Raw genomic sequence first — 17,271 nt, forward strand, 5'->3', positions numbered from 1 at the left:
TTCTTGACTAAGGTAAGGTGGCTAACTTCATTATAGAACTTTCGCCTTCTTTTAATCTTAAAAAAGAGGCAGTATACCTTTTAATTTTAGGCTGGAAAACAGAAAAAGACAAACATCAATCGAGATGTTTGTCTTCATTCTGAAGAGACAATATGCCTCTTTTTATTGTTACAATTAGTCTTCTTTACGACGACGTTTTGCAGCAAGTCCAAGTGATGCAAGGATCATGCTTGCTCCCATAGCTGCAACAGATGCTGAGTTATCTTCACCTGTGTTTGGAAGAGTTTCTGCAACATAAGTTGGTTTAGCTGGTGCTTCTGGCTTAGCAGGAACACCTGGTTTAGCTGGTGTTTCTGGTTTAACTGGAACACCTGGCTGAACTGGAGCTTTTGGATCAACAGGAGTAACTGGTGTTACTGGATCTGTTGGATCTTCTGGGGTAACTGGGTCAGTTGGGTCAACAGGAGTAACAACTTTACGGTAGATGTGAGTAGTGTTACCATTCTCATCTGTAATAGTCTTACCTGTGAACTCATAACCTGGGATTGACTTGTTAGGTGTTGTACCTTCTTCTTGCGGTGCAATTGGGTTGCCTTCTTCGTCAACGTGGTTTGTTACAACCTTAGTTACCTTACGGTAGATATGTGTTGTGTTACCGTCTGGATCTGTTACAGTCTTACCTGTGAACTCGTATTCTGGGATTGACTTGTTAGGTGTTGTACCTTCTTCTTGCGGTGCAATTGGGTTACCGTCTTCGTCAACGTGGTTTGTTACAACCTTCTTAGCAGGTGTTTCTACTTTACGGTAAACGTAAGTTACTTCAGTAGTCTTACCACCTTCAACTGTACCTGTTTCTGAACCTTCCACACGAACAAGCTCATAAACTGTTCCATCTTCTGTTGTGATAGTGTTTGGCTTGTTGTCAGTTGTGTCATAAGACTTACCTGCTGGAGCGTTTATTTCATCTTGAACAGGTGCCTTAATGACTGTACCATCTTCAGTCACATAGTTCACCACAACATTACCGTTTTGAACGTAAGGGATTGGTGTGTCGATACCTGACTCGTCTGGAGTTGGTGGCACATAACCCTTGCTTGGATCTGTTGGATCAACTGGTTTCAATGGTTCGTTGGTCTTAGGATCTACTGGTGTGAAACCTGGAACATGTGGAATGGATGGAACTTCACCACCTGGGTAAGGGGTTGTTGGATCAATTGGCTTATCTGGGTTAGTTGGATCGAATGGGTAAGGGATTACTGGGTTAACTGGAGTTGGATTCTCTGGTGTTGCAGGAATTTGTGGAATCCAGTTAGCGACTTTCTGGTACTTGTAGGTTACTACAGTTGTACCTTCAGCAACTTCACCTGTTTCAGTAACTGGGTTACCATTTGGATCTACAGCAGTTGTTTTAGATGGAACCAATACATAACGAACGCCGTCTTTCACGATTTCAGCTGGCTTGTCGCCTTCGTCAGTCGTATCGTACTTAGTACCTGTTACAACAGCATTCTCATCAAGAACTGGATCTTTCAGAACGTTTGATTCGTTACCTGCTTCAACATAACGGATAACAACTGAACCTGTCTTCACGTCTGGAGTTGGTGTTTCTACTTTACGGTAAACGTAAGTTACTTCAGTAGTCTTACCACCTTCAACTGTACCTGTTTCTGAACCTTCCACACGAACAAGCTCATAAGTTGTACCATCTTCTGTAGTGATAGTGTTTGGCTTGTTGTCAGTTGTGTCATAAGACTTACCTGCTGGAGCGTCTGTTTCGTCTTGAACAGGTGCCTTAATGACTGTACCATCTTCAGTCACATAGTTCACCACAACGTTACCATTTTGAACGTAAGGGATTGGTGTGTCAATACCTGACTCGTCTGGAGTTGGTGGCACATAACCCTTGCTTGGATCTGTTGGATCAACTGGTTTCAATGGTTCGTTGGTCTTAGGATCTACTGGTGTGAAACCTGGAACATGTGGAATGGATGGAACTTCACCACCTGGGTAAGGGGTTGTTGGATCAATTGGCTTATCTGGGTTAGTTGGATCGAATGGGTAAGGGATTACTGGGTTAACTGGAGTTGGATTCTCTGGTGTTGCAGGAATTTGTGGAATCCAGTTAGCGACTTTCTGGTACTTGTAGGTTACTACAGTTGTACCTTCAGCAACTTCACCTGTTTCAGTAACTGGGTTACCATTTGGATCTACAGCAGTTGTTTTAGATGGAACCAATACATAACGAACGCCGTCTTTCACGATTTCAGCTGGCTTGTCGCCTTCGTCAGTCGTATCGTACTTAGTACCTGTTACAACAGCATTCTCATCAAGAACTGGATCTTTCAGAACGTTTGATTCGTTACCTGCTTCAACATAACGGATAACAACTGAACCTGTCTTCACGTCTGGAGTTGGTGTTTCTACTTTACGGTAAACGTAAGTTACTTCAGTAGTCTTACCACCTTCAACTGTACCTGTTTCTGAACCTTCCACACGAACAAGCTCATAAGTTGTACCATCTTCTGTAGTGATAGTGTTTGGCTTGTTGTCAGTTGTGTCATAAGACTTACCTGCTGGAGCGTCTGTTTCGTCTTGAACAGGTGCCTTAATGACTGTACCATCTTCAGTCACATAGTTCACCACAACGTTACCATTTTGAACGTAAGGGATTGGTGTGTCAATACCTGACTCGTCTGGAGTTGGTGGCACATAACCCTTGCTTGGATCTGTTGGATCAACTGGTTTCAATGGTTCGTTGGTCTTAGGATCTACTGGTGTGAAACCTGGAACATGTGGAATGGATGGAACTTCACCACCTGGGTAAGGGGTTGTTGGATCAATTGGCTTATCTGGGTTAGTTGGATCGAATGGGTAAGGGATTACTGGGTTAACTGGAGTTGGATTCTCTGGTGTTGCAGGAATTTGTGGAATCCAGTTAGCGACTTTCTGGTACTTGTAGGTTACTACAGTTGTACCTTCAGCAACTTCACCTGTTTCAGTAACTGGGTTACCATTTGGATCTACAGCAGTTGTTTTAGATGGAACCAATACATAACGAACGCCGTCTTTCACGATTTCAGCTGGCTTGTCGCCTTCGTCAGTCGTATCGTACTTAGTACCTGTTACAACAGCATTCTCATCAAGAACTGGATCTTTCAGAACGTTTGATTCGTTACCTGCTTCAACATAACGGATAACAACTGAACCTGTCTTCACGTCTGGAGTTGGTGTTTCAACCTTACGGTATACATAAGTCACTTCGATTGTCTTACCAGCTTCTACTGAACCATCTTCGTTTCCGATAGTTGCTGTTGGGATCAATTCGTAAACTGTTCCATCTTCTGTTGTAATAGTAGTTGGTTTGTTATCTGTTGTTGTGTAAGACTTACCTGGTTCAGCGTTTTCTTCGTCTGTTACAGTAGCCTTGATCACTGTTCCATCTTCTGTGATGTAGTGAACGATAACATTTCCAGCTTTTTCGTAAACGTATTGAACAGTTGTTGTACCTTCTACAACTTCACCTGTTGTTGAAGCTGAAGTGTCTTTCACCTCTTTGTAGTAGTAAACTGTACCGTCTGCTGTTGTGATGGTGTTTGGTTTGTGGTCTTCATCAGTGTTGTAAGCAGTACCTGTTGATGTTGATGGTGTATCAACTTCTTTCGTATCAACTGCTTCACCTGAATCTGAGATACCTGAAATCAAGTTACCTTCAGTATCGTAGTACTCAACAACAACATCGCCTTTGACTTCTTCGTAAACATAAGTTACTTCAGTCGTACCTTCTACAACGTCACCTGTTTCATTACCTTTTGTAAGTGATGGAACAAGGCGGTATGTCTTACCATCTTCTGTTGTGATAGTTGTTGGCTTGTTGTCTGTTGTGGTGTATGGAGTACCTGTTGATGAAGATGGTGTATCTTCAACTGGTTGTTTGATTACTGTACCGTCAGTAGTGATGTAGTTAACAACAACATTACCTTTCACTTCTTCATATACGTAAGTGATTTCTTTTGTTGTACCAGCTTCAACTGCACCTGTTTCTGAATCAACACCTGTTGCAGTACCGTTACCAGCTGCAGTCAGGTTGTTGCCTTCGCCTACAGTACCAACATTGTAAGTACCTGCTGGAACGAGTTTGTAAGTCTTACCATCTGCTGTTGTGATTGTTGTTGGCTTGTTGTCTGTTGTGCTGTACTCTGTTCCAGCTTTTTCGTTTGTTTCATCTGCTACTGGTGCTTGAATTGGGTTACCATCTGTATCAACATAGTTAACGTTAACAGATCCAGCTTTTTCATAAACATATTGAACAGTTGTTGTACCTTCTACAACAGTACCATCTTCAGCTGCTGAAGTTGATTTCACTTCTTTGTAGTAGTAAACTGTACCGTCTGCTGCTGTGATTGTTGCTGGTTTTTGATCCAAGGTGTTGTATGGTGTACCTGTTGATGATGTTGGTGTATCAACTACAGTTGTAGCGATGACATTACCATCTGTATCGTAGTACTCAACTACAACGTCACCTTTCACTTCTTCGTAAACGTAAGTGATTTCTTTTGTTGTACCTGCTTCAACTGTACCTGTTACTGAATCAACACCTGTTGCAGTACCGTTGCCAGCTGCTGTCAAGTTGTTATCATCTGAAACTGTACCTACGTTGTAAGTTCCTGCTGGAACAAGGCGATACAATTTGCCATCTGCAGTAGCAATTGTTTCAGGTTTGTTATCAACAAGAGTGTCATAGTCTGAAGCTGGTTTACCATCCGTCACATCCGCAACTGGGGCAATTAGTGGGTTACCATCTGTATCTACATAGTTAACATTAACGCTACCAGCTTTTTCGTAGATGTAAGTAACTTCAGTTGTACCTTCTACAACTTTACCAGTTTCGTTATCACCAGCTTTAACTTCTTTGTAGTAGTAGACATCTCCAGTTTCGTCGTTAACGATTTTTTCTGGTTTGTTATCAGTTGTATCGTAGTCTGTACCTGTGTCAGACGTTGGTGTATCCGTTACATCAGATGCAATTGTGTTGCCTTCAGTATCAACGTAATGAACAATAACATCACCTTCAACCAACTCATAAACATAAGTAATCTCTGTTGTTCCGACAACAACGTCACCTTTTTCGTTACCCTGTGTCGCTGCTGGAACAAGGCGGTAAACTTTACCATCAGCTGTTGTGATGGTGTTTGGTTTAAGGTCTGTTGTATCGTATGGAGTACCTGTTGAGCTTTCTGGTGTATCTGTTACTGTGCTTGCTGTTGTTGTACCTGCATCTGTTGTACCTGAGATTGGATTACCATCTTGGTCAACGTAATGAACAATAACGTCACCTTTAACTTCTTTGTAGACATAAGTTACTTCTTTAGTTACACCTGCTTCTACAGTACCAGTTTCATCACCAACTGTAGATGCTGGAACCAACTCATAAGTTTTACCGTCAGCAGTAGTGATCGTTGTTGGTTTCAAGTCAGTTGTATCGTATGTAGAACCTGGTTTACCATCTTTGGTATCATCAACTGTGCTTGCTGTTGTAGCTCCAGTATTTGTTGTACCTGAAAGTGGAGTACCATCTTCAGTGATGTAGTTTACAATTACACTACCAGCTTTTTCGTAGACATAAGTTAATTGTTTAACCGTATCTGTTTTAATTGTTCCAGTTTCTGCATCAATTTTCTCATTTGCACGATAGTCTGTGTCAGTGGTGTCATCTACAACTGGGTGAAGGTTTGCAGCTGTGGTATCAATTTCTTTGTAGTAGTAAACTGTACCGTCAGCAGCAGTGATACTTTCGTAACGAACTGATGTTGTATCGTAAGCTGAATCAGTATCACCATGATCTACAACAACATTCTTGTCAGCAACTGTAGAACCATCTTTAGCAGTAAAGTCTGTAAGAACTGTACCATCTGATGTTACGTAATGAACTTCAACGCCACCTTTTTCAGAGTACCAGTAACGTACGTGTTGTTCATTCTTCAGGTTGTTGTTTGGCATACTCATTTCAAGTCCACCAACATCCCAAGCAGTTTTTCCTGCTTCGCTATCAGTTAAACGAGTTTCGTCCGAAGCTGTGTGGTAGTTCCAACCATAATACCAAACAGACTCAGTAGCTTCATTCATATTAGCCTTGTCCCAAGGACCTGTTTCAACTCTAATAGTGTCTGTAGTAAATGGAGTTTCTGTTCCGTATCCAGGGTAAATCTCATCTTTACCATTTACTTTTCTCTGCGGAGCATCAACACGCCATTTAAGTGGTGTCAAGATATTGCCATCTGCATCAACATAGTTACCATCTGCATCTGTTTTATAAACTTTAAGATGATTAACCGTATAAAGATCCCCGTTAACATCTGTCACCATAGTATCAGTTGCTTTAGCTACAGAGATATTTTTCCCATTAGGAACGTTTATCGTTGTTTTATCATCACTTAAAGTACCTAAAACATCTCCGTTTTTGTCTAATACTTGAACGATTGTATTTTCAAGAACTAACTTATTAGCTTCATAGAACTTCTCTTCAAATAATCCTTCTTTTGTATTTTTATTACCCGGAGCAATAACTTCTGACGTAAACATTAATTTGAAATAATCTTTTAAATCAGCAATAGTAGCTTTTTCCATGTTATTTTTGTAGAAGTTTGCCCAATTTGGATTTTGTGGATCTAACATATACATTTGATACTGAAGAGAACCATCTTCATCAGTAATTGTTAATAAACGAGCTTCATTATAATTTCCACGAAGAACAACCCACTGAGCTCCTTTAGTATAATCTGACGCTAAAATTCCTGATGTTACCGTTGGAAGTTCTGAAGAAATTAATTCATAATTATTAAAGTCAATTGGACCAGCTATGTGGAACTTATCACCAACCAAACCATCTTTTTGAGTATACTTAGCTAGCATTTCTCGTGGACGATCAGTATCTGCATTTTCTTTTACATAGTAAGTTGTTGTTTGTGTCGTTGTACCTGGTACAAGCGCAGTTGAGCTATTATATTTAGTTCCTACCTTAGCTGTTTCTAATTTGTTATATAGATGTGTATTTTGATTAGTACCATTTGTGTTAGAAATCGAAAGATTACGAGTAGTTCCTCCTGTTGTTTGAACAGTGTAAAGAAAACTATAAGTAGTATTGTGTTCTTTATTTCCTTCAAGAACTTTCAATTCATCAAAGTTGTTTTTTACGCCAGGTTTCAATTGAATAGTATTAACAACGTTATCTCCGTTGGCTGTTTTTTCTACCAATTTTGCATAAACGACATCATTCGCTTCACGCTCAGCCTTATCGGTTGAAACTGAGAAAGTGATATAGTAGTTTTTGCCTACCCAGTCATTGAAGTTATTACCATCGCCATAACCATTTATGGTATCAAGATTATAGATCAAGAAAGTATCACGATTGGCATCTTGGTCACCTGAATAACCTGCTGGATAGTTTTTATCAGCTTCTTGAATAGTAGCGGGTTGATCAGCTACTGGCAGACCTGAATTTGCTGCTTTTACTGGATCTGGTATTTCCCAAACACCTTGTTGCGCATAAGCAACTGAATTTGGATTAGTAACATCAAGTGAAGTCGTAGTTGTAGCTGAAGTTGTTGTATTCATCAAGGCTACAATGTCACCATTTGGATAATATTTACGCAATTCCAAAGCAAGTGCTTCAACATTTGTACGAACAGCAGTGATTTGTGCGTTAACTTCGTCAAGTGTTGCAAGTGCATTGTTAAATGTCACTGTTGCTTCTGTGGCAACCAATTTTGTTGCTTCTGATGCTGTTTGAAGAGCTGTAGCATCTTCTGTTGAGCTTGCTGCTTGACGGCTAGCTTCTTGTGCTAAAACTTCTGCTTCTGAGATTACCTGCTCAAGAACAGTTTTTGCCTCTTCAACAGTTGTTGGTGTTGAAGCTGTGTTACTTGCTGTTTCAGATGCTGTTGAAGCTGTTGTGCTTGTTGCTTCTGAAGTAGCTTCTGTACTTGTTGTAGCTGATTCTGATGTTGCGGCTTCTGAGCTTGTTGAAGCTTCTGATGCTGTTGAAGTAGCTTCTGTACTTGTTGCAGCTGATTCTGAGCTTGTTGAAGCTTCTGATGCTGTTGAAGTAGCTTCTGTGCTAGTTGCCGTTGGGGCTTCCGAAGTCGTGCTACTGCTATCTCCTGTGCTTGAAGCTGCTGTTTGTGGCTCTGATACTGCTGTATCATCCGCTGATACGACAGCTCCTCCTCCTAAAAACATAAAAGCTGCAATCGCAACAGATGCTACACCGACATTAAATTTACGAATCGAATAACGGAAACGTTTGTCAGTTGCGGCTTCTTGTTGACGACGAAGCTTTGCCTTTTTCTTGTCTAACATTGAATAATGCTCCTTTATTTTTTTTAATCTCCAATTCAATCTGAATCAGAGCTTACAAAATTATTTTACCTATTTCTTATAGGATTTGCAACTAATTCGCATCGCATTTAACGATTTTAGTATTACTTTTAATACATTTTAATAATAGTTTATTAAAAAAAAAAAAACGAGAGATAGATTAGAATGGATAAATCAGCCACACGTCTTGCATGGCTGACGCATCCTTTTAACTATCTCTGATTATAAGCTTTAATCTGACGTTTGATATCACGATCCAGTTCACGACGTTTAATGGATTCACGTTTATCATAATCATGCTTCCCTTTAGCGAGTCCTAAAAGAACCTTGGCAAAGCCATCTTTCAGATAAACTTTCAAAGGAACTAAGGTCATACCAGTTCCTTTTAACTCATTAGAAAGTTTTTCAATTTCTCTTTTTTTCAACAGCAGTTTTCTGGTGCGATCTGGATCTTGATTCCAAATATTGCCTTGCTCATAAGGGGTAATATGGACATTATTTAACCAAGCTTCTCCATTTTTAATCTGAGCAAAGCCATCTTTCAAAGTTATACGAGCTGCACGAACACTTTTTATTTCAGTTCCTGTCAGTACAATTCCTGCTTCATAGGTATCCACAATCGTATAGTCATGTCTTGCTTTTTTATTTTGAGCGACGACGTTTCCTTGACCCTTTACCATGCTTTCCTCCTTTCTTCATGGCCTCTTTATAAAAAGGTTTTTTGCTCTTTTCTTTAGAAGAAGATTTTCCTTTTTGCTTTGAACCATGTGTTTGTTTTGATTTTTCAGACTTCCTTGCTTTTCCTCTCCCTTTACGAGCTGATTTTTCAACGACATCATACTCACTAGGAAGATATATAAAGTCAATGTCTCCTGTTTCTTTATCTGCTTTGGTTAATTGTACCTTGATCTGTTGACCAGCTCTGAAGACTACTCCTGACTTTTCACCTTCTAGTGACATCATACGCTCATTATAATGATAATATTCTGGGAGATTTGTAATGTGAATAAGCCCTTCAATCGTATTTGGCAACTCGACAAAGAGACCAAACTTCACCACACTTGAAACCACACCTTCAAACTCTTGTCCAACAAACTCTTCCATATATTCAGCTTTTTTCATAGCCTCAACCACGCGCTCTGCATCAATAGCACGTCTTTCTAAGCTTGAGGTTTCCTTGGCAATCTCTGGAATACGGTGATGAAAATGCTCAATCTTCTCAGCTGTCACTTGGTTGTACTCACGAATCATACGGTGGACTAATAAATCAGGATAACGACGAATAGGGCTAGTGAAGTGAGTGTAAAATTCTGCAGCGAGACCATAATGCCCATGATTATGCTCAGAGTATCTAGCTTGTTGCATCGAACGCAACAACATCATAGAAAGAACATCACTACCTGGTTGTCCTTCAAGGGCTTTCATAAAGTCTTGAAGTGCCCCTTGTGTAACTTTATTAGCTGTTCCTTGGACTTTCATCCCAAAAACACTCGCATAATCGATAAATTTTTGTAACTTTTCAGCCTTTGGCTCCTCGTGAATACGATAAATAAAGGGAAGATTTTTCTTAGCAAAATGCTCTGCCACACACTCATTTGCCGCTAGCATAAAGGACTCAATCATCCGCTCTGCCACACCACGCTGTCTGAGCTTTATATCCACTGGACGCCCCTTATCATCGACAATAATCTTAGCTTCTGAAGTATCAAAATTTAAAGCGCCACGTTTTTCGCGCATCTTCTCTAAAATTTGGTGCAATTTTGCCATCAGATGAAGACTAGGTACAATCGTTTCGTATTGCGCCGTCAAGGTCTCATCCCCAGCTAAGATTTTATTGACGTCACTATAAGTCATCCGAAAACTCGTCTTAATCACCGTTTGAGTAATCTGGTAATCCACCACGCGCCCATGGTGATCAATTTCCATAATAGCTGACTGAGTTAGGCGATCAACATTGGGATTAAGCGAGCAAATACCATTTGACAGACGCTCAGGAAGCATCGGAACAACACGATCAGTCACATAGACACTGGTCCCACGCGCCAGAGCTTCACGGTCCAGTGCTGAATTTTCCTTCACATAATAAGAAACATCTGCGATATGAACACCTAACTCCATATTGCCATTTTCTAAGCTTTTGATATGGACAGCATCATCTAAATCTTTAGCATCTGCTCCATCGATGGTAAAGGTTACCTCATCTCTCAGATCAACGCGCCCCATATAATCTTTTTCAAGGGGATAATCTGGTACTTGATTAGCTTCAGCAAGAGCAGCATCAGGGAAAGTTGAGACAATATCCATAGACTCTAGAACTTCTAACACATCGATTCCTGTATCACCTTGGTGACCGATGATGTCCCGAACAGCTCCAACAAAATAATCATGCTTTTTAGTGGGATATTTTTCAATATCAACCTTAATAATCTCTGTGCCGTCTAAAACAACAGGTTCTTTTCTAATATAGATTCTCTGTGTAATTTTTTGATTTTTACTCTTGATGTAACCTGCATACTTGGGCTTTTCGTCATCTAAAACAAATTTTCCTACCACCGTTTTTAAGGCATGATCCACAATTCTAACCACACGGGCTTCTGCAGCTGTGCCTTTTAAACGATTGGCCACTTTTTTGATGGCAACCTCAACAGTATCTCCATCAATCGCATGCCCCACATCATTTCTTCCTACAAAGAGATCTTCCTCAGCATCATCAATGGACACAAAACCAAAACCTGCTTTATTTGCTCGAAAGATCCCTTGAAGAGTCACTTCTTCTTTTTTAGACTTTTTCTCTTTTAGAGAAATATCGCCATTGTCATCAAAGGAAATCAACCCCTTACTTTCCATAGATGAAATCGTCTTAATTAGATCACGAAAGCCTGTCGAACTCGCCAAATCTAAGGCTTTAGCAAGATCATCAACGCTAGATTTCCCTTCTTCTTTTAAATAGTTTAAAATATCTTCTTTCATTTTTTCCTTTCAATTCTGAAAAAAAATGAGCCAGACATAGTCAGAGCCCACTTCTTATCTACTTGATAATACGGCAAGTGCCAAAGCAATCGCCAACCACAAAAATACCAAAATCGCTGTAAAACGTTGCATCACAGCTTCAAAACCACGTGCTTTTGTTCGTTCAAAAAGTGCTTCTGAGCCAGAGCTATCAAAGACATTACTACTTGGATTTTTTTGAGGTTGCATAAAGATTGCAATAATTAAAATCACTGATAAAACCAAAAGTGATGTCAGTAATAAATCGTACATATTATTTCCCTCCACTATCGTCCTTAGTAGTCTATCATAAATTAGATTAACTTTCAAGGTGAAGGGTTACTTTTCTTTCCTTGGGACAGTATTTAGGCACTGAAATTTTTTCAGGATGATTCTGTTTATTTTTACTGGTGAGGTAGTTTTTACTCCCACATTCTGAACACTTGAGGTTAATTTTAACACGCAAGGTCTAATCCTTCTTCCTTTCTAAAAGTTGCAAAAGCAGAGCTTTCACTTGATTTTCTAATTGCAAAAGATTGCCTCTATTGTCAATCACCTCATCTGCCAAGACTTTCTTATCTTCTAGAGGCATCTGAAAAGATAAGCGTTTGAGAGCCTCTTCTTTTGAAAAACCGTTGCGCTTCATCAAGCGTTTCACTTGGCTTTCGTGATCGACATAGACCAGCCAAATCACATCAAACCACTCTCCAAAATCTTTTTCAAACAAAAGGGGAATATCCATAAAAACAAGGGAATGCTCTTTTAAAGCTCTTTCCTTTTCATCCCATAATGCTTGACGAATGATAGGATCTTGAAGACGCGCTGACTTTTCTTGATGAGAAGGATTTGAAAAAATTAACTGTGCTAACTTTTGACGATCAAGTTCCCCTGATGGCAACAAAATCTCATCACCAAAAGCTTCTACAAGGGCTTGATACAGGTGCCCACCTTGTTTTTGGAGATCATGGACCAACTGGTCCGCATCAATGACGAGATAACCTTTCTCTCGTAAGATAGTCGTAACCGTTGATTTTCCAGAAGCAATCCCCCCTGTAAGTCCAATGAGTGTTGATTTCATAGTTGCTGACAAGAGGGACAAAAATGACTCCCTCTTCCTCCTACTTTTATTTTTTCAATGGGGCTTGCACACCTAGGACAAGGTTGACCGAGCTTATCATAAACCTGATGGTAGTCTTGCATCGTGCCATTATCACCAAAAGCATTTTGATAAGTCCGAATAGTTGAGCCACCTTTTTCAATCCCTAACTGTAAGATACGGATAATCTCTTTCCGCAAGATTTTTACCTCTAGAGGTGACAAGGTTTTACTGAGGCGTTCGGGATGAAGTTTAGCGGCAAATAAGACCTCATCTACATAGATATTCCCTAGTCCTGCCACTAAGCTTTGCTCTAAAAGATAGGGTTTAAGTTTCTTTGATGAAGAAGCCAGCGCTTTTTGAAATGGACCTAACAAAAAATCCTCTTCTGTTGGTTCTGGACCAATATGCTTTTTTTGAAAATAGCTTGGCAACTCATTTGTTGCCATGACTTCCATAGTCCCAAACTTTCGCACATCTTGATAGACCAAGCGCAGTCCACTATCAAGCTCGAAAAAAACATGACAATGCTTGTTAGCAGACTCCCCGTTTTTTAACAGAAAATACTTTCCTTCCATGCGAAGATGCGAAACCATAGCCACATCACCAAAATCAAAAATCAGGTATTTCCCACGACGTTTCACCTCTAAAATCGTTAAACCCACAAGTGTAGTTTGAAAGGTTTCCACATTAGACTTAACAATACCTGCATAAGTCAGATGCACCGCTTTAATGCGACAACCTCTAATCTGTTGATTTAAACCTTGTTTTACAATTTCGACCTCAGGTAATTCTGGCACGTCACTTCACCTCATTTTACTCATTCTGACTCGTCAAGCATGGATCACATGAACAAGATATCAAGTTCCTTTTAGAGAGCACGTTCTCTTTCTAATATTCCTTTTCGTTATATCCAAAATCAGCAAGGTCTAACTTTTTATCCCGCCAATTTTTCTTCACCTTAACCCAAGTTTCAAGAAAGACCTTATCACCTAGCATGATTTCAATATCACGACGTGCCATAGAGCCAATCTTTTTAAGCATAGTACCACCTTTACCGATGATAATGCCTTTTTGACTATCACGCTCAACCATAATCGTCGCACGGATATGAACCTTATCAGTCTCTTCATCACGCTTCATGGAATCTACCACAACTGCAACAGAGTGGGGCACTTCTTGCTGAGTCAAATGGAGCACTTTTTCTCGAATCATCTCAGACACTAAAAAACGCTCTGGATGATCCGTAATCATATCTTCTGGGAAATACTGAAAACCTTCTTCGAGATGGTCAGATAAGATCTCCATCAAACGATTGACATTATTTCCCTGAGTGGCAGAGATAGGAACAATCTCTTTAAAATCCATTTTACTTCTAAAATCATCAATCTGCTCTAATAATTGATCTGGATGGACCTTATCAATCTTATTAATAACTAGGATAACAGGAACCTTAGCTGCTTTTAAGCGCTGGATGATCATATCATCACCTTTTCCTCGTGCTTCATCAGCGGGCACCATAAAAATAACCGTATCCACTTCACGCAATGTACTATAAGCAGACTCCACCATAAAATCACCTAGTGCAGTCTTAGGTTTGTGGATTCCTGGGGTATCAATAAACACAATCTGCTCCTCAGCAGTGGTATAGATTCCCATAATTTTATTACGCGTTGTCTGCGCCTTGTCACTCATGATGGCAATTTTTTGTCCCATCACATAATTTAAAAATGTAGATTTCCCAACATTAGGACGACCTAAAATCGCCACAAAACCAGATTTAAATACCATCTAAATACCACGTCCATCAAATACTTAATCGCTCTGATGGTTCTTCCTTTCTCTAAAAAACAAGAACATACTGATAAAAGACCACATCTCAGGTCTTTATAACATTCTCTTTATCCAAACAATAACGTCCAAACTTTCGGCACAAAAATAATAAGCCCCGTGATAAAGGCATAACCTGAAACCACCAGTACCGCACCTGCTGCCATGTCTTTAGCATTTTTTGCCAGCATAGAAAAATGGTAATTTGATGCCAAATCCACAACATTTTCAATAGCTGAATTAATGATTTCAAACGTGATCACTAAAAAAATACTATTTAACAAAAATAGCCATTCTACGGCTGACACACGAAAAATCAAGCCTGCTATCACAGCCAAAACAGCTGATATAGCATGCTTTTTCATATTACGTTCTTCTTTAAAGGCCGTAAAAATCCCTGTGATGGCAAACTCTAGGCTATCTGATAAATTTCTATTTTTCCACTTCTTTTGTGGATTATTGTCGCGTAAGTCCATAGGCAGTTAAAATCTCTTCTTGTAAACCAAACATCTCTTTTTCTTCTTCAGGTGTATAGTGATCATAACCATTGATATGTAAAAAGCCATGAACCGCCAAAAAGCCCATCTCTCGCTCAAAACTATGACCATACTCTTCTGCCTGTTCTCGTGCCTTATCAATAGAAATAAATAACTCACCAATATAGCTATCAAACTCTGACATCATCTCAAGTAAATCTGGGTTATCTGCTAGATCCTCCTCATCAAATGTGATGGGGACCTCTGGTTTATATTCTAGGCTGATCACATCTGTTGGGCGATCCGTATCACGATATTCTAAGTTTAGGATATGGCTACGCTCGTTAGTCACAAACGTCACTGCCATCTCTTTATCCTCTTTGCCAGTTTTTTCTGCAGCAAAATTCAGTATATCTAAGGTCTGTTGCTTCATCTCTTCAGAAAGCTGCCCTGTTTCATCTATTAATTCAATATACATTACTTAATCTTCTTTCACAGTTTCATTTACCCTATTATAGCATAAAAAGGCTGAAATAGTCACTCCAGCCTTTATCTTGTTAGCCTAACATCGCTTTTTAAATCTTTGACTTCATTTAAAGCCCCTCAGCTTACTGCCACCTAATGCTCATTGTTTTTGATCATTTCCTAGTTGGCCAATCGTTTCAAAACTAGCTTTGTCAGGTCTATCTGCACTAGAAGTTTCATAGGCATTGATAACCGCTGCTACAACAGGGTGACGAACAACGTCCTTACTTGAAAAGTGAACAAAATCAATCTGTGTAATTCCTTTTAACTTTTCTTTAGCATCAATTAAACCAGACTTCACATTTCTTGGTAAATCAATTTGACTGATGTCCCCATTCACAATCATCTTAGAATTAAAACCAAGACGCGTCAAAAACATCTTCATCTGCATAATAGTGGTATTTTGCGCTTCATCTAAAATAACAAAAGCATCTTCCAAGGTTCGACCACGCATATAAGCTAGAGGAGCTATTTCGATAATTTCTCGCTCCATCAAACGATTGGTTTGCTCTTTTCCTAAAATCTGATAAAGGGCATCATAAACGGGACGAAGATAAGGGTCAACTTTTTCCTTTAGATCACCTGGTAGAAAACCTAGACTTTCTCCTGCTTCAACTGCTGGACGTGTTAAAATAATCCGTTTGACCTGTCCACGTTTGAGTGCTGTAACAGCTAAAGTAACCGCTAAAAAGGTCTTGCCTGTTCCTGCTGGGCCAATCCCAAAAACAATATCATGGTTTTTGACACTATCCACATAAACTTTTTGCCCCAAGGTTTTAACACGAATCGGCTTGCCATACGAATCTTTAATAATTTCCTCTTCATAAAGAGCAACAAACTTATCAATTTCATGGTTTTTAGCCATTGAAATCGCCGTCACGGCATCTGCAGTCCCAATCAACATCCCACGACTCACCAAAACAAGCAAGGCTTCAATGACCTGTCTAGCCATCTCAACATCTTGTTCCTCTAAGCCGATAATCTGAACACGCTCCACTCTGGCATGAATGGTCACTCCTAGTTCAGCCTCAATCAATTTTAAATGACGTTCATTCGTTCCAAATAAACTTAAGACATCATCAGGATGCTTCAAGATGACATCGATAGAATAATTTTGCAAAGCCAAACTCCTTTAGTTTAAATCACTTACTCTATTATAACAAAAAAATCTCTCAAATCGGAGATTTTCTCTGGGCTTAATGGGCTAAATACTCTTCCCAAATCTGATCAAAATCACTCATCGGAAAAGAAAAACTGGCTCTCTCTTCTAAAAATCGACTCACTTCATCAAAATCATCACTTTGTTTTGGAAAGTCATATTCTGAAAAAACATGGTCAGCTAAAAGGGCAACAGGGGCATGACTTTTGGGATTACGTTGCGTCATTAGCCAAGTATAAAAAGATTTTCTCATTGCCACTTCCTCTCTAGAAATTCTCGACGACGTTGGCTCGATAAAGCATAACGTTCTGGATTTTTACGATAAAAGGCCTGATGGTAATCCTCTGCCACATAAAATGGACAAGCAGGCTCTATCTTGGTCACAAGAGGTCGATCAAATCGACCAGACACTTCTAATGCTAACTTCGAGTCTTCTGCAATACGCTTTTGCTCTTTTGAAGTATAAAAAATAACTGGTCGATAATTATCTCCACGATCTTCAAACTGACCAAAAGCATCCGTTGGATCAGTTTGCGCCCAATAGATTTCCACCAAATCGGCATACGAAATTTTTTCTGGGTCAAAAATGATTTCCACAGCTTCTGTATGACCTGTAGTCTTTGTACAGACCTGTTCATAAGTGGGGTTTTCCACATGTCCACCTGTGTAACCTGACCGAACAGACAAAATTCCCTCCAATGTTTCAAAAGGTTTTACCATACACCAAAAACAACCACCTGCAAAAATCGCTCTTTCCATAGACCAGACTCCTTCAAATTTTTTAGCATTATATCATATTTCCTCATTCTTGTCAGAAAAATCAA

13 protein-coding genes are annotated in these 17,271 nt (G+C 39.6%); all 13 read right to left on the bottom strand.

Annotated elements, in window-relative coordinates; translation table 11 throughout:
• Positions 1–174: 174 nt before the first annotated feature.
• The gene (locus ACEE75_RS08145) at positions 175–8,355 is read right to left on the bottom strand and encodes a MucBP domain-containing protein (protein WP_449173624.1); all 8,181 of its coding nucleotides are present in this window, start codon (positions 8,353–8,355) and stop codon (positions 175–177) included.
• Between the two features lie 230 nt (positions 8,356–8,585).
• Positions 8,586–9,053 carry an SsrA-binding protein SmpB gene (smpB, locus tag ACEE75_RS08150; RefSeq protein WP_354368898.1) on the bottom strand — a complete coding sequence of 156 codons (468 nt, stop codon included), beginning with the start codon at positions 9,051–9,053 and terminating at the stop codon, positions 8,586–8,588.
• The gene (gene rnr / locus ACEE75_RS08155) at positions 9,016–11,343 is read right to left on the bottom strand and encodes a ribonuclease R (protein ID WP_447575290.1); all 2,328 of its coding nucleotides are present in this window, start codon (positions 11,341–11,343) and stop codon (positions 9,016–9,018) included. Before rnr ends, smpB begins: the two co-directional genes overlap by 38 nt.
• A gap of 54 nt (positions 11,344–11,397) precedes the next feature.
• Positions 11,398–11,634 carry a preprotein translocase subunit SecG gene (gene secG / locus ACEE75_RS08160; protein WP_354368902.1) on the bottom strand — a complete coding sequence of 79 codons (237 nt, stop codon included), beginning with the start codon at positions 11,632–11,634 and terminating at the stop codon, positions 11,398–11,400.
• 46 nt (positions 11,635–11,680) lie between these two features.
• The gene (gene rpmG / locus ACEE75_RS08165) at positions 11,681–11,827 is read right to left on the bottom strand and encodes a 50S ribosomal protein L33 (RefSeq protein WP_354368904.1); all 147 of its coding nucleotides are present in this window, start codon (positions 11,825–11,827) and stop codon (positions 11,681–11,683) included.
• Positions 11,828–11,830: 3 nt separating this feature from the next.
• Positions 11,831–12,439 carry a dephospho-CoA kinase gene (gene coaE, locus ACEE75_RS08170; protein ID WP_427894543.1) on the bottom strand — a complete coding sequence of 203 codons (609 nt, stop codon included), beginning with the start codon at positions 12,437–12,439 and terminating at the stop codon, positions 11,831–11,833.
• The gene (mutM, locus tag ACEE75_RS08175) at positions 12,436–13,257 is read right to left on the bottom strand and encodes a DNA-formamidopyrimidine glycosylase (RefSeq protein ID WP_447575289.1); all 822 of its coding nucleotides are present in this window, start codon (positions 13,255–13,257) and stop codon (positions 12,436–12,438) included. The genes coaE and mutM overlap by 4 nt, the downstream gene beginning before the upstream one ends.
• Positions 13,258–13,348: 91 nt before the next feature.
• A complete protein-coding gene (gene era, locus ACEE75_RS08180; RefSeq protein ID WP_447575288.1) occupies positions 13,349–14,248 on the bottom strand; it encodes a GTPase Era in 900 nt (299 codons plus the stop codon).
• Between the two features lie 110 nt (positions 14,249–14,358).
• Positions 14,359–14,763, bottom strand: a complete 405-nt coding sequence (gene dagK, locus ACEE75_RS08185) for a diacylglycerol kinase (protein ID WP_354368910.1) — start codon at positions 14,761–14,763, stop codon at positions 14,359–14,361.
• Positions 14,744–15,241, bottom strand: coding sequence for an rRNA maturation RNase YbeY (gene ybeY, locus ACEE75_RS08190; RefSeq protein WP_447575287.1), 498 nt, complete (start codon positions 15,239–15,241; stop codon positions 14,744–14,746). Before ybeY ends, dagK begins: the two co-directional genes overlap by 20 nt.
• A 147-nt stretch (positions 15,242–15,388) precedes the next feature.
• On the bottom strand, positions 15,389–16,408 hold the full coding sequence (locus ACEE75_RS08195; RefSeq protein WP_447575286.1) for a PhoH family protein: 1,020 nt from the start codon (positions 16,406–16,408) through the stop codon (positions 15,389–15,391).
• Between the two features lie 76 nt (positions 16,409–16,484).
• Positions 16,485–16,700 carry a YozE family protein gene (locus ACEE75_RS08200; protein WP_447575285.1) on the bottom strand — a complete coding sequence of 72 codons (216 nt, stop codon included), beginning with the start codon at positions 16,698–16,700 and terminating at the stop codon, positions 16,485–16,487.
• Positions 16,697–17,206, bottom strand: a complete 510-nt coding sequence (gene msrA, locus ACEE75_RS08205) for a peptide-methionine (S)-S-oxide reductase MsrA (RefSeq protein ID WP_427894471.1) — start codon at positions 17,204–17,206, stop codon at positions 16,697–16,699. The genes ACEE75_RS08200 and msrA overlap by 4 nt, the downstream gene beginning before the upstream one ends.
• Positions 17,207–17,271 lie beyond the last annotated feature (65 nt).

Source organism: Streptococcus sp. 11273D007BT (assembly GCF_053547195.1).

What these genes read in the sequence shown, in the direction of transcription:
- era (WP_447575288.1), bottom strand. Translation starts at nt 14,248, where the DNA reads ATGGTATTTAAATCTGGTTTTGTGGCGATTTTAGGTCGTCCTAATGTT.
- rnr (WP_447575290.1), bottom strand. Translation starts at nt 11,343, where the DNA reads ATGAAAGAAGATATTTTAAACTATTTAAAAGAAGAAGGGAAATCTAGC.
- msrA (WP_427894471.1), bottom strand. Translation starts at nt 17,206, where the DNA reads ATGGAAAGAGCGATTTTTGCAGGTGGTTGTTTTTGGTGTATGGTAAAA.
- coaE (WP_427894543.1), bottom strand. Translation starts at nt 12,439, where the DNA reads ATGAAATCAACACTCATTGGACTTACAGGGGGGATTGCTTCTGGAAAA.
- dagK (WP_354368910.1), bottom strand. Translation starts at nt 14,763, where the DNA reads ATGGACTTACGCGACAATAATCCACAAAAGAAGTGGAAAAATAGAAAT.
- secG (WP_354368902.1), bottom strand. Translation starts at nt 11,634, where the DNA reads ATGTACGATTTATTACTGACATCACTTTTGGTTTTATCAGTGATTTTA.
- ybeY (WP_447575287.1), bottom strand. Translation starts at nt 15,241, where the DNA reads ATGTATATTGAATTAATAGATGAAACAGGGCAGCTTTCTGAAGAGATG.
- ACEE75_RS08145 (WP_449173624.1), bottom strand. Translation starts at nt 8,355, where the DNA reads ATGTTAGACAAGAAAAAGGCAAAGCTTCGTCGTCAACAAGAAGCCGCA.
- smpB (WP_354368898.1), bottom strand. Translation starts at nt 9,053, where the DNA reads ATGGTAAAGGGTCAAGGAAACGTCGTCGCTCAAAATAAAAAAGCAAGA.
- ACEE75_RS08200 (WP_447575285.1), bottom strand. Translation starts at nt 16,700, where the DNA reads ATGAGAAAATCTTTTTATACTTGGCTAATGACGCAACGTAATCCCAAA.